Annotated in this window: 12 protein-coding genes; 7 read left to right on the top strand and 5 right to left on the bottom strand. The window is 71.0% G+C overall.

All coding sequences use genetic code 11. From position 1 onward, the window contains the following. The first annotated feature begins 6 nt into the window (after positions 1 to 6). The 4 genes from rpsR (at position 7) to QM792_RS12010 (ending at position 3,478) form a co-directional block, all read left to right on the top strand. Positions 7 to 297, top strand: a complete 291-nt coding sequence (gene rpsR, locus QM792_RS12025) for a 30S ribosomal protein S18 (RefSeq protein WP_415150270.1) — start codon at positions 7 to 9, stop codon at positions 295 to 297. Positions 298 to 310: 13 nt separating this feature from the next. Then, positions 311 to 763 (top strand): 50S ribosomal protein L9, encoded by a 453-nt coding sequence (gene rplI, locus QM792_RS12020; protein WP_415150268.1) that lies wholly within the window; start codon positions 311 to 313, stop codon positions 761 to 763. 146 nt (positions 764 to 909) lie between these two features. Then, entirely contained in the window at positions 910 to 2,325 is a 1,416-nt protein-coding gene (gene dnaB / locus QM792_RS12015; protein ID WP_415150267.1) for a replicative DNA helicase, read from the top strand. Positions 2,326 to 2,368: 43 nt separating this feature from the next. Then, positions 2,369 to 3,478: a PA0069 family radical SAM protein gene (locus QM792_RS12010; RefSeq protein ID WP_415150265.1), complete on the top strand. Its 1,110-nt coding sequence runs from the start codon at positions 2,369 to 2,371 to the stop codon at positions 3,476 to 3,478. A 22-nt stretch (positions 3,479 to 3,500) separates the two neighbouring features. Here the strand turns inward: QM792_RS12010 and dnaJ are convergent, their stop codons facing one another. From dnaJ to QM792_RS11985, 5 genes are all read right to left on the bottom strand, one after another. After that, the gene (gene dnaJ / locus QM792_RS12005; protein ID WP_415150264.1) at positions 3,501 to 4,655 is read right to left on the bottom strand and encodes a molecular chaperone DnaJ; all 1,155 of its coding nucleotides are present in this window, start codon (positions 4,653 to 4,655) and stop codon (positions 3,501 to 3,503) included. A gap of 111 nt (positions 4,656 to 4,766) precedes the next feature. Next, on the bottom strand, positions 4,767 to 6,704 hold the full coding sequence (dnaK, locus tag QM792_RS12000; RefSeq protein ID WP_415150262.1) for a molecular chaperone DnaK: 1,938 nt from the start codon (positions 6,702 to 6,704) through the stop codon (positions 4,767 to 4,769). An 89-nt stretch (positions 6,705 to 6,793) separates the two neighbouring features. Next, a complete protein-coding gene (gene grpE, locus QM792_RS11995) occupies positions 6,794 to 7,336 on the bottom strand; it encodes a nucleotide exchange factor GrpE (protein WP_415150260.1) in 543 nt (180 codons plus the stop codon). A 135-nt stretch (positions 7,337 to 7,471) separates the two neighbouring features. Then, complete coding sequence (locus QM792_RS11990) at positions 7,472 to 8,773, bottom strand: ATP-binding protein (protein ID WP_415150258.1); 1,302 nt, start codon at positions 8,771 to 8,773, stop codon at positions 7,472 to 7,474. Further along, on the bottom strand, positions 8,770 to 9,501 hold the full coding sequence (locus tag QM792_RS11985) for a response regulator (protein WP_415150257.1): 732 nt from the start codon (positions 9,499 to 9,501) through the stop codon (positions 8,770 to 8,772). Before QM792_RS11985 ends, QM792_RS11990 begins: the two co-directional genes overlap by 4 nt. A 186-nt stretch (positions 9,502 to 9,687) precedes the next feature. On the opposite strand from QM792_RS11985, the gene QM792_RS11980 reads away from it, so the two are divergent. The 3 genes from QM792_RS11980 to QM792_RS11970 are packed head-to-tail and all read left to right on the top strand — an operon-like array spanning position 9,688 to position 12,811. Then, positions 9,688 to 10,833: a serine hydrolase domain-containing protein gene (locus tag QM792_RS11980; RefSeq protein WP_415150255.1), complete on the top strand. Its 1,146-nt coding sequence runs from the start codon at positions 9,688 to 9,690 to the stop codon at positions 10,831 to 10,833. Beyond that, positions 10,755 to 10,988 (top strand): hypothetical protein, encoded by a 234-nt coding sequence (locus QM792_RS11975; RefSeq protein ID WP_415150253.1) that lies wholly within the window; start codon positions 10,755 to 10,757, stop codon positions 10,986 to 10,988. The genes QM792_RS11980 and QM792_RS11975 overlap by 79 nt, the downstream gene beginning before the upstream one ends. Then, complete coding sequence (locus tag QM792_RS11970) at positions 10,985 to 12,811, top strand: AMP-binding protein (RefSeq protein ID WP_415150251.1); 1,827 nt, start codon at positions 10,985 to 10,987, stop codon at positions 12,809 to 12,811. The genes QM792_RS11975 and QM792_RS11970 overlap by 4 nt, the downstream gene beginning before the upstream one ends. Positions 12,812 to 12,870 lie beyond the last annotated feature (59 nt).

Raw genomic sequence — 12,870 nt, 5'->3', positions numbered from 1 at the left:
TACACCATGCCCCCGCCCCGTGGTAAAGGCCGGTTCTCGAAGGACCGCAAGCCCAAGCGCAACCAACAATCGCTGCTGTTCCGCCGCAAGCGCTTCTGCCGCTTCACCGTCACCGGCGTGAAGGAGATCGACTACAAGGACGTCGACACCCTGCGCGATTTCGTCGGCGAGAACGGCAAGATCGTGCCCGCGCGCCTGACCGGCACGCGCGCCTTCTTCCAGCGCCAGCTCACCACCTGCATCAAGCGCGCTCGCTTCCTGGCCCTGCTGCCGTACAGCGACCAGCACAAGGTCTGAAGGGAGCATCGCCATGCAAGTGATCCTGCTCGAAAAAGTCGTCAACCTGGGCAACCTGGGTGACGTCGTCAAGGTGAAGGACGGCTACGCCCGCAACTTCCTGATCCCGACCAAGGCGGCGCGCCGCGCCACCGACGCCGCGATCAAGGAGTTCGAGGCCAAGCGCGCCGAACTGGAGAAGGCCGCCGCCGAGAAGCTCGCCGCCGCCCAGGCGCTGGCCGAGAAGATGAACGGCCGCACCGTGCACATCACGCAGAAGGCCGGCGTCGACGGCCGCCTGTTCGGCTCGGTGACCAACGCCGACATCGCCGACGCGCTGAACCGCATCGACTTCAAGGTCGCCAAGGCGCAGGTGCGCCTGACCAGCGGCCCGATCAAGACCGTCGGCGAGCACACCGTGACCGTGGTGCCGCACACCGACGTGGCGGCGGAAGTCAAGGTCGTCGTGATCGGCGAGACCGACTGAGGCCTTCGGCCCGGTACGACTGCGGGGCCGGCGCATGCCGGCCCTTTTTCTTTGGCCGCGCGCACGCTACTTGTCCAGCGCTTGCCCCCCGAATTTCCACAGGCTTGCGCACAGGCTCGCGGCCGGCGCCGGCCTATGATCCGCCGATGTCTGCCGTTTTCTCCAACAGCGCCGAGTCGCGCCCCGACGACGAAGTCGCGCGGCTGCGCGTGCCGCCGCATTCGATCGAGGCCGAGCAGAGCGTGCTCGGCGGCCTGCTGCTCGACAACAGCGCCTGGGACCGCGCCGGCGACCTGCTCAGCGACAGCGACTTCTACCGCTGGGAGCACCGCCACATCTACGCCGCGATAGGCGCGCTGGTCAACGCCACGCGCCCGGCCGACGTGATCACGGTCTTCGAGCAGTTGCAGAGCCTGGGCAAGGCCGAGGAGTGCGGCGGGCTCGTCTACCTCAACGCGCTGGCGCAGAGCGTGCCCAGCGCGGCCAACCTGCGCCGCTACGCGGAGATCGTGCGCGAGCGCGCCATCCTGCGCAAGCTGGTCGCCACCGCCGACGAGATCGCCACCACGGCCTTCAACCCGCAGGGCCGGCAGGTTTCGGAGATCCTCGACGAGGCCGAGGGCAAGATCTTCCGCATCGGCGAGGAGGGCTCGCGCTCGCGCCAGGGCTTCCAGAGCATGGACCAGCTCGTGGTGCAGCTGATCGACCGCGTCAACGAACTGCACGAGAACGGCGCCGAGGACGTGACCGGCGTGCGCACCGGCTTCTACGACCTCGACCGGATGACCGCCGGCCTGCAGCCCGGCGACCTGATCGTGCTGGCGGCGCGCCCCTCGATGGGCAAGACCGCGTTCGCGCTGAACATCGGCGAGCACGTGGCCGTCAACGAGGGCCTGCCGGTGGTGGTGTTCTCGATGGAAATGGGCGCCGCGCAGCTCGCGCTGCGCATGGTCGGCTCGCTCGGCCGCATCGACCAGAGCAACCTGCGCACCGGCCGGCTGCGCGACGACGAATGGGGGCGGCTGTCCGAGGCCGTCGAGAAGCTCGGCCGGGTCAGCATGTTCATCGACGAGAGCCCGGGCCTGACGCCCAGCGAGGTGCGCGCGCGCGCGCGGCGCCAGGCGCGCCAGTGCGGGCAGCTCGGGCTGATCGTGGTCGACTACCTGCAACTGATGAGCGGCAGCGGCGGCGGCGGCGACGAGAACCGCGCCACCGAGATCGGCGAGATCTCGCGCGGGCTGAAGTCGCTGGCCAAGGAGCTGAAGTGCCCGGTGATCGCGCTGTCGCAGCTCAACCGCAGCGTCGAGACGCGCACCGACAAGCGCCCGATGATGAGCGACCTGCGCGAGTCCGGCGCGATCGAGCAGGACGCCGACGTGATCATGTTCATCTACCGCGACGAGTACTACACCAAGGAAGCCTGCAAGGAGCCCGGCATCGCGGAGATCATCATCGGCAAGCAGCGCAACGGCCCGACCGGCACCTGCAAGCTGACCTTCCTGAAGCCGCTGACCAAGTTCGACAACCTGGCCCCGGGCATGGGTGGAGGCGACGACTACTGAGGCTGCCGGTGCGTGCCGTGCGAAGACTGTATATATTTACAGTATGCGCCACGCCCGCCGCATCGACATCCTGAGCGCCGAAGCGCTCGCGCCCAAGGGGCGCGGCACCACCTGGGCGCTAGAACACCGCTTCAGCGCGCAGCACGCCGAGCCCTGGGACGACGGCTGGGGCACGCTGGACCAGCAGGCCAGCGAGGAGATCGTGCCGCCGCGCACGCAGATCATCGAGGAGCGCGTCAAGTCCATCCTCAGCGGCAACGACTCGCCGGACATCGCCTTCGATCTCTCGATCAACCCCTACCGCGGCTGCGAGCACGGCTGCATCTACTGCTTCGCGCGGCCGACGCACAGCTACCTGAACCTCTCGCCCGGCCTCGACTTCGAGACGCGCATCGTCGCCAAGGTCAACGCCGCCGAGCGGCTGCGCGAGGCGCTGTCCGGGCGCGCCTACGAGCCGCTGATGCTCAACCTCGGCTCGGCCACCGACGCCTACCAGCCGGTCGAGCGCCGCCTGCGCATCACGCGCGCGGTGATCGAGGTGCTGGCCGAGTGCCGCCATGCGTTCTCGCTGGTCACCAAGTCGTCCGGGGTCGAGCGCGACCTCGACCTGCTCGCGCCGATGGCGCAGCAGCGCCTCGTCGCGGTGTACGTGTCGGTGACGACGCTCGACGCCGCGCTGGCGCGCGTCCTCGAGCCGCGCGCGGCCTCGCCGCAGCGCCGCCTGCGCACCATACGCGCGCTGGCCGACGCGGGCGTGCCGGTGGGCGTGAGCGTCTCTCCGGTGATCCCGTTCATCAACGAGCCCGAGCTGGAGCGCGTGCTCGAAGCCGCCGCCGAGGCCGGCGCGACGCGCGCGTTCTCGATCGTGCTGCGCCTGCCCTGGGAGGTGAACCCGCTGTTCCAGGACTGGCTGGCGCGCCACTACCCGCTGCGCGCCGAACGCGTGATGGCGCGCCTGCGCGAGATGCGCGGCGGGCGCGACAACGACGCGCGCTTCGGCAGCCGCATGACGGGCGAGGGCGTGTGGGCGCGCCTGCTGCGCCAGCGTCTGCACAAGGCCTGCGCGCGCCTGGGGCTGAACCGCACGCGCCACGAACTCGACCTGACGCGCTTTCGCCGCCCCGGCGCGGCCGGGCAGGGCGAGCTGTTCTGACGCCGGCGCGCGTGCCGGCTTCCTACTTGAACAGGTCCTTCACCCGATCGGTCCAGCTCTTGGCGTTCGGCGAATGCCGGTCGCCGCCCTTGCGGAAGGACTCGTCCAGCTCCTTGAGCAGCTTGCGCTGGTGCTCGGTGAGCTTGATGGGCGTCTCCACCTGCACGTGGCAGTACAGGTCGCCGGGATAGCTGGAGCGCACGCCCTTGATGCCCTTGCCGCGCAGGCGGAAGGTCTTGCCGTGCTGGGTGCCTTCGGGCAGCTCGATCTCGGCCGTGCCGCCCAGCGTGGGCACCTCGATGCGGCCGCCCAGCGCCGCCGTGGTCAGGCCGACCGGCGCGGTGCAATGCAGGTCGTCGCCGTCGCGCTCGAAGATGTCGTGCTGCTTGACGCGGATCTCGATGTACAGGTCACCCGGCGGGCCGCCGTTGCTGCCCGGCTCGCCGTTGCCGCTGGAGCGGATGCGCATGCCCTCGCCGATGCCGGCGGGGATCTTCACCTCCAGCGTCTTGGTCTTCTTGATGCGCCCCTGGCCGCCGCAGGCGGGGCAGGGGTCGGGAATGATCTTGCCGCTGCCGTGGCAGTGCGGGCAGCTCTGCTGGATGCTGAAGAAGCCCTGGCGCATGTGCACCGTGCCGGAGCCGTTGCAGGTGGTGCAGGTCTTGGGGCTGGTGCCGGGCTTGGCGCCGCTGCCGTGGCAGCTCTCGCAGCTCTCCCAGGCGGGGATGCGGATCTGCGTCTCCTTGCCGTGCGCGGCTTCCTCGAGCGTGATCTCCATCGCGTAGCTGAGGTCGGCGCCGCGGAACACCTGCTGGCCGCCGCGCCGCGCGCCGCCGGCCCCGCCGCCGAAGATGTCGCCGAAGATGTCGCCGAAGGCCTCGGCGAAGCCGCCGAAGCCGTCCGCGCCGCCGCCGCCCGGGCGGAAGCCGCCGCCGCCCATGTTGGGGTCGACGCCGGCATGGCCGAACTGGTCGTAGGCCTGCCGCTTGCCCGCGTCGGAGAGCATCTCGTAGGCCTCCTTGGCCTCCTTGAACTTCTCCTCGGCCTTCTTCGCGTCGTCCCCCTGGTTGCGGTCGGGGTGGTACTTCATGGCCAGCTTGCGGTAGGCCTTCTTGATGTCTTCCTCGCTCGCGTTCTTCGCGACGCCGAGGATTTCGTAGTAATCGCGCTTTGCCATGAATGGCCTCAGTGAATCAGAAGCGAAACCGCCGCGTCGGCCTGCGGGCGCGGCCCGGCAGGTCGAACGCGGCGAAAAAGGCGGCAGGCCGCGTCCGGCCCGTCCGCCGGGTCACTTCTTGACTTCCTTGAAGTCGGCGTCGACCACGTTGTCGTCGGCCGGCTTGTTGTCCGCCTGCGCCTCCTGGGCGCCGCCGCCCGCCGCGCCGGCCGCCGCCTGGGCCGCCTGCGCGTCGGCGTAGACCTTCTCGCCGAGCTTCTGGCTGGCGCTCATCAGCGCCTCGGTCTTGGCGTCGATCGCGGCCTTGTCGTCGCCCTGGATGGCCTCCTCGGCCTCCTTCAGCGCGGCCTCGATCTTCTCCTTCTCGGGCGCGTCGAGCTTGTCGCCGTGCTCGGCCAGGCTCTTCTTCACCGAGTGCACCATCGCGTCGGCCTGGTTGCGCGCCTGCACCAGCTCGAGCTTCTTGTGATCCTCGGCGGCGTTCAGCTCGGCGTCCTTCACCATCTTCTGGATCTCTTCCTCGTTGAGGCCCGAGTTCGCCTTGATGGTGATCTTGTTCTCCTTGCCGGTGGCCTTGTCCTTCGCGCCGACGTGCAGGATGCCGTTGGCGTCGATGTCGAAGGTCACCTCGATCTGCGGCGTGCCGCGCGGCGCCGGCGGGATGCCCTCGAGGTTGAACTCGCCCAGGCTCTTGTTGCCCGAGGCCATCTCGCGCTCGCCCTGGTAGACCTTGATGGTCACCGCCGGCTGGTTGTCGTCGGCGGTCGAGAACACCTGGCTGAACTTGGTCGGGATGGTGGTGTTCTTCTGGATCATCTTGGTCATCACGCCGCCGAGCGTCTCGATGCCCAGCGACAGCGGCGTCACGTCGAGCAGTAGCACGTCCTTGCGGTCGCCCGACAGCACCTGGCCCTGCACCGCCGCGCCGACGGCCACGGCCTCGTCGGGGTTGACGTCCTTGCGCGGCTCCTTGCCGAAGAACTCCTTGACCTTGTCCTGCACCTTGGGCATGCGCGTCATGCCGCCGACCAGGATCACGTCGTCGATCTGGCCCACGCTGACGCCGGCGTCCTTGATCGCGGTGCGGCACGGCGCGATGGTGCGCTCGATCAGCTCCTCGACCAGCGACTCCAGCTTGGCGCGCGTGAGCTTGAGGTTCAGGTGCTTCGGGCCGCTCGCGTCGGCGGTCACGTAGGGCAGGTTGATGTCGGTCTGCGTCGCGTTCGACAGCTCGATCTTGGCCTTCTCGGCCGCTTCCTTCAGGCGTTGCAGCGCGAGCACGTCCTTCGACAGGTCGACGCCCTGTTCCTTCTTGAACTCGGAGACGATGTAGTCGATGATGCGCTGGTCGAAGTCCTCGCCGCCGAGGAAGGTGTCGCCGTTGGTGGACAGCACCTCGAACTGCTTCTCGCCGTCGACGTCGGCGATCTCGATGATCGAGATGTCGAAGGTGCCGCCGCCCAGGTCGTACACGGCGATCTTGCGGTCGCCCTTGCCGTGCTTGTCCAGGCCGAAGGCGAGCGCCGCGGCGGTCGGCTCGTTGATGATGCGCTTGACGTCCAGGCCGGCGATGCGGCCGGCGTCCTTGGTGGCCTGGCGCTGGCTGTCGTTGAAGTACGCGGGCACGGTGATCACGGCCTCGGTGACCGGCTCGCCGAGGTAGTCCTCGGCGGTCTTCTTCATCTTGCGCAGCACCTCGGCGCTGACCTGCGGCGGCGCGAGCTTCTTGCCGCGCACCTCGACCCAGGCGTCGCCGTTGTCGGCGGCCGTGATCTTGTAGGGCATCAGGTCGATGTCCTTCTGCACTTCCTTCTCGGTGAACTTGCGGCCGATCAGGCGCTTGACGGCGTACAGCGTGTTCTTCGGGTTGGTCACCGCCTGGCGCTTGGCCGAGGCGCCCACCAGCACCTCGCCGTCTTCCTGGTAGGCGATGATCGACGGCGTGGTGCGCGCACCCTCGCTGTTCTCGATCACGCGCGTGGTGTTGCCTTCCATGATGGCCACGCACGAGTTCGTGGTGCCGAGGTCAATGCCGATGATCTTTGCCATGTTCGTGTGCTCCTGAAATCTGGAAACCGGGTTGTCTTCGAGTTGTGGATAAGTCGGGCTAATTCAAGGGCCGCGGCTTGTGGAGCGCGTTACTTCGGCGCGGCCACGGTGACCAGCGCCGGGCGCAGCACGCGCTCGGCGATCAGGTAGCCCTTTTGCAGCACCGCGACGACGGTGTTGGCCTCCTGCTCGGCCGGCACCACCGAGATCGCCTGGTGCTGGCTGGGATCGAACCGGGCGCCGGCGGCGGGGTTGACCTCGACCACCTTGTTGCGCTCCAGCGCCTGGGTGAGCTGGCGCAGCGTGGCGTGCACGCCCTCGAGCAACTGCTCGGGCGTGGCGTTCTGGATCGCGATCGCCGCCTCCAGGCTGTCCTTCACCGGCACCAGGCTCTCGGCGAAGCCTTCGATGGCGAACTTGCGCGTCTTGCTCATCTCCTCTTCGGCGCGGCGGCGGATGTTCTCGGTCTCGGCCTTGGCGCGCAGGTAGGCGTCGGAGACCTCGGCGTGCCGGGCCTGCAGCTCGGCGAACTGGGCGGCCAGGTCGGCCTGGGGGACATCAGTCTGGGGCGCGGCGGCGCCGGGCGCGGCCGGCGTGTCGGGCAGGGGGGCGGCTTGGTCTTGGTCGGACATGACGGGCGGATGCGGTCGAAAGGGCGGAAAGGCGGTCGAAACGAAAGCTCAGCCGGCCACCTGGGGGCGGCGACCGCGCTTTCAAGAGGGGTATTCGGCGATTTTTCGGCCTGGCGGCACTCGGCCAAGTGGGCTTCAGGCGTCGAACGCCAGCTCGGCCACCAGCCCGCCGCCTTCGCGCGGCAGCAGCCGCAGCCTGGCGTGGCAGTGCGGCGCCAGCCGCTGCACGATCGCCAGGCCCAGCCCGGTGCCGCCGGTGGCCGGGTTGCGCGAGGCGTCGATGCGGTAGAAGGGTTGCAGCACCTTGTCGAGCTGGTCGGCGGGGATGCCCGGCCCCCGGTCCCGCACCAGGATGACGGCACGCCCTTCGCGCACGGCCAGCCCCAGCTCCGCCGCGCCGCCGAACTTCAGCGCGTTGTCGATCAGGTTGCCGACGATGCGGCGCAGCGCCCGAGGCCGGGTGTGCACGATGACGGCCTCCGGGCCACCCAGCCACCGCACCGGCTGGCCGGCGTCCTGGTAGTCGGCCGCGGCGCTGTGCAGCAGGGCGGTCAGCTCGGTGGGTGCTTCGGGCTCCTGCACGGCGTGGGCGCTGCGTGCGTAGGCCAGGCCCTGTTCCACCAGGTGCTGCATCTGGCCCAGGTCGGCGTGCAGCTTGTCGCGCAGCGCGGCGTCGTCCAGCAGCTCGGCGCGCAGGCGCATGCGGGTGATGGGCGTCTGCAGGTCGTGGGCGATGGCGCCCAGCATCTGGCTGCGTTCTTCCAGGTGCTCGGCGATGCGCAGGCGCATGCGGTCGAAGGCGTCGGCCGCGTCGGCCACCTCGCGCGGGCCGGCGTGGGGCAGGGCGGGGACGGGGCGGCCGGGCTCCAGCGCGCGGGCGGCCTCGGCCAGTTGCGCCAGCGGGCGCGTCGCCTGCCGCACCGCCAGCCAGCAGCCGCCGGCCAGCAGCGCGAGCTGCGCGGCCAGCGCGGCCAGCAGCCAGGGCGAGAGCCGCAGGCGCGGCTGCGCCACGTCGACGGCCAGCGCTGTGCCGTCGCTCAGCCGCAGGCCCAGGCGCATGTCCACGCCGGGCCCGGGCGCTTCGATCAGCGTCACCGGCTGGCCCAGCGCCTGCGCGAGCGCGGCGGACACCGAGCGGGCCAGCGGCGTGGCCGCGTCGCCTCGAATGTGTTCGGCAGGTTCGCCAGCCGCGCCCAGCACCAGCCGGTAGTGGGGGCGTTCCAGCCGGGGCAGCCAGGCGCGGCGCTCGCCGGCGCTCAGGCGGTCGAGCATCGCGGCGGAGCTGGCCACGTCCGCCGCCAGGTACGAGACCATCGTCCCGCGCATCGCCATCCCGCGCTCGGCCAGCACGACGCCGAAGGTCAGCGCCTGGGCCAGCGCCAGGCAGGCGAACAGGATCAGCACCAGCCGGCCGAACAGCGTGCGCGGAAGCCTCATGGCGCGGGCTGCACCGGCATGCAGAACACGTAGCCCTCGTTGCGCACCGTCTTGATGTAGCGCGGCTCGCGCACCTCGTCGCGCAGGCGCTGGCGCACGCGGCTGACCAGCAGGTCGATGGAGCGGTCGAACACGTCGGCGTCGCGCCCCTGGGTCAGTTGCAGCAACTGCTCGCGGCTGAGGATGCGCTGCGGATGCTGCAGCAGCACGCGCAGCAGCCGGTATTCGGCGCCCGACAGCGCCACCACCGTGCCGGCCTCGTCCAGCAGGTGGCGCGCCACGGTGTCCAGCGTCCAGGCGCCGAAGCGCAGGTGCGGCCGCGGCATCTCCGCCGCGATCGGCGGCGGCAGCATGCGCGTGCGCCGCAGCACCGAGCGCACGCGCGCCAGCAGCTCGCGGGCGGCGAAGGGCTTGGGCAGGTAGTCGTCGGCGCCCAGCTCCAGGCCCAGGATGCGGTCGGCCTCGTCGCTGCGGGCGCTGAGCATCACGATGGGCAGCGGCGGCTGGCCGGGCGCGCGCAGCTCGCGGCACAGGCCGATGCCGTCTTCGCCGGGCAGCATCAGGTCGAGCACCAGCAGGTCGACCCGCTCGCGCGCCAGCACGCGGCGCATCGCGCGGCCGTCCGCCGCGCCGCTGGCCTTCAGGCCCTGGCGCGTCAGGTAGTCGACCAGCATCTCGCGGATGTCGGGGTCGTCATCGACGATGAGGATGTGGTCGGGCGGCTGCACCACGTGGTTGTACCCGAGCCGACGCGGCGTTTTGTATTCCAGTTTGTCTGGACTGCCCGGCGGACAAGCGAGGCGACAAAACCGCCCGGCTCGGACAAACCGCGCACACAGGCGCCACGCCCAATGCGGTTGTCCCGGCCATGCCGGACCCGCAACCCCTTCCCGTTTTTCGAGGAACAAGCCGCCATGACACTCCGCCCCGCTTCCTGGGCCGCCGCCGTGCTGCTCGCCGCCACGGCCCATGCGCAACCGCAACTGCCCCCGCCGCAGGCCACCGACCCGGTCGCGCTGAAGACGATGCAGGGCTTTCCGCCCCCGCCCGACAAGACGGTGCGGCTGGCCACCGTGCTGCAGTACCCCAACGCCCGCTGGGCCTTCCACCACATGCGTGAACTCGGGCCCACCGCCGCCGTCTGGCGCGGCGCAGGCCCTGCATCGGCCCTGCCGCAGGCCGCACACGGCCTGGGCGACGCGCGCTTCGACGACGGCCAGGGCCGCGCGCTGGCGCTGGCCGACTGGCAGCGCAATACCTACACCGACGCGCTGCTGGTGCTGCATCGCGGCCAGGTGGTCTACGAGCGCTACGACGTTGGCATGCAGCCCTGGCAGCCGCATGCGCTGTGGTCGCTGAGCAAGTCGCTCACCGGCCTGATCGCCATGCAGCTCATCCATGAGGGCCGCATCGACCCGGCAGCGCCCGTCGCGCGTTACCTGCCCGAGCTGAAGGACTCCGCCTGGGGCGACGCCACCGTGCAGCAGACGCTGGACATGACCGCAGGCGTGCAATACGACGAGGACTTCGCCAAGCCCGGCTCCGGCATCTTCCAGTACCTCATCGCGGGCGGCCTGGTGCCCGCGCCCGCCGCCTACCCCGGCCCGCGCAGCGTGCTGGCCTACCTGCCCACGGTGAAGAAGGCGGGCGAGCACGGCGCGGGCTTTGTGTACAAGACGGTGGACACCGAGGTGATCGGCTGGCTGCTGCAACGCGTGACCGGGCAGCGACTCGATCAACTGCTGTCCGAACGCCTTTGGGCACCCCTGGGCGCGGGCGAGGACGGCTACGTCTGGACCGACGCCAACGGCGCGCAGCTCGCCAGCGTGGGCGTGGGCGCCACCGCGCGCGACCTGGCGCGCCTGGGCGAGATGCTGCGGCTGCAAGGCCGCTTCAACGGCCGCGAGGTGCTGGCCCCGCCGTGGTGGCCGAGCTACGCAAGGGCGCCGACCCCGAGAAGTTCAAGGCCGCCGGCCAGCCGATGCGCGCGGGCTACTCGTACCACAACTTCTGGTGGATTCCGCATGACCGCGACGGCAGCTTCGAGGCCAAGGGCCTGAATGGCCAGCACCTGCACGTCAACCCGGCGGCGGAGCTGGTGGTGGTCAAGCTCTCGTCGCACCCGGTGCCAAACACCGCGTTCACGCACGTGCTCGACCGGCAGGCTTTTGCCGCCATCGCCCAGGCCGTGCGCGGGCAGCGGGGTGCGCAATGACGATCCGCTGGCCCGCATCCGAGGCGCTGCCCGCCGCCTTCGCGGGCACCACGCTGCAAGACTGGCTGCCCGCGTGCAGCGTGTTCGAAGCCCTGGAGATGGCGGCGGCAGCGCACGGCGAGCGCACGGCCCTGGCCTTTCTGCCGCACGCGGCACACCAGGGGCCGCTGCTGGAAACCCGCTACACCCAGTTGGTGGAGCACGTCGCCCGCGCCGCCAACCTGCTGCGCGGCCTGGGCGTGGGGCCGCGCGACGTGGCGGCCTACCTGCTGCCCGCCCTGCCAGAAACCCACTACCTGCTGTGGGGAGCCGAGACGGCGGGCATCGCCCTGCCCATCAACCCGCTGCTGTCCGCCGAGGACATCGCCGCGCTGCTGCGCGCCGCCAACGCCAAGGTGCTGGTTGCGCTGGGCCCCATGCCGGGTGTCGACATCTGGGCCAAGGCCCAGGCCGCCCGTGCGCTGGCGCCCTGCGTGCAGACCCTGATGCGACTGGGCGGCGGCGACGCGCCCGGGGCGGACGCCGACTTCGCCACCGCGTTTGCCGCCAGCGCGCCGCGCCTGGGCTTCGCGCCGCCCACGCCGGACGACCCCGCCGCCTGCTACCACACCGGCGGCACCACGGGCGCGCCCAAGCTGGCCGTGCACACGCACCGCAACCAGCTTGCCGCCGCCTACGGCGGCGCGGCGGCCATTGGCGCGGCCCCCACGGACGTGATGCTCAACGGCCTGCCGCTGTTCCACGTGGCGGCCACGATCTTCGGCACGCTGTCGATGTGGCTCGCGGGCGCGCAGGTGCTGGTGCTGTCGCCGCTGGGCATGCGCGACCCAGGCATCGTGGCGGGCTTCTGGCGCATCGCCGCCGAGCGGCGGGCCACGCTGCTGGGCGGCGTGCCCACCGCGTTCGCGGCGGCGCTTGCGCATGGCGCCGATGGGCTCGACCTGTCCGCCGTGCGTGCCAGCGTCTGCGGCGCGGCGCTCACGCCGCAGGCCGTGTCGGCGGGCGTCGAGCGGCTGACGGGCCGACCGCTGCGCGAGGTGTATGGCATGACGGAATGCGGCGGCGTGATCTGCGTCGATCCCGTCTGGGCCGAGCGCGTGCCGGGCTCGGCGGGCCTGCCCGTGCCCTTCTGCGAAGTGCGGGCGCGGCGGCTGGGGGCGCTGGCCGATGCCTGCGCGCCCGGCGAGGCGGGCATGCTCGTGGTGCGCGGGCCGCAGGTCACGCCGGGTTATCTGCAAGCCGGGGAGGGCGCGGGCCTCTTCACGCCCGACGGCTGGCTCGTCACCGGCGACCTGGGCCGCGTGTGCGAAGACGGGCGCGTGTTCATCACGGGCCGGGCCAAGGACCTCATCATCCGCGGCGGCCACAACATCGACCCCGCCGCCATCGAGGACTGCCTGCGCGCCCACCCGGCGGTGGCGGACGCGGCGGCGGTCGGCCTGCCCGACGCCTACGCGGGCGAGGTGCCCGTGGCCTACGTGACGCTGAAGCCCGGCGCGCAGGCGGATGCAGAGGTACTGCGCAGCTTTGCCGCCGAGCGCATCGCCGAGCGGCCCGCGCTGCCGCGCTGGGTGCGCGTTCTCGACGCGCTGCCGCTCACCGCCGTGGGCAAGCCCTTCAAGCCCACGCTGCGGCGCATGGCGGCGCTGGCGCATTTCCGGGAAGTGCTGGATGGCCTGGCCGTCGAAGGGCTGGAAGTGGCCGACGATCCGGGTCGAGGCATGGTGCTGCGAGTGCGACTGGGGCTGGGCCCGGCCCGGGATGCAGTGCAGGGGCGCTTGCGCGCCTATGCGGTGGCGCTGGACTTCATGCCGCCGCCGTAGCGGTCACTGCTGGAAGATGCGCAGCACGTCGCTCCCGCAGGCGGCCACAGGCCGCGCGG

Source organism: Piscinibacter sp. (assembly GCF_047600445.1).
Lineage (GTDB): Bacteria > Pseudomonadota > Gammaproteobacteria > Burkholderiales > Burkholderiaceae_C > Piscinibacter.
Note: the sequence above shows the minus strand (reverse complement) of the source record. Positions and strands in the feature narration are given on the sequence as shown.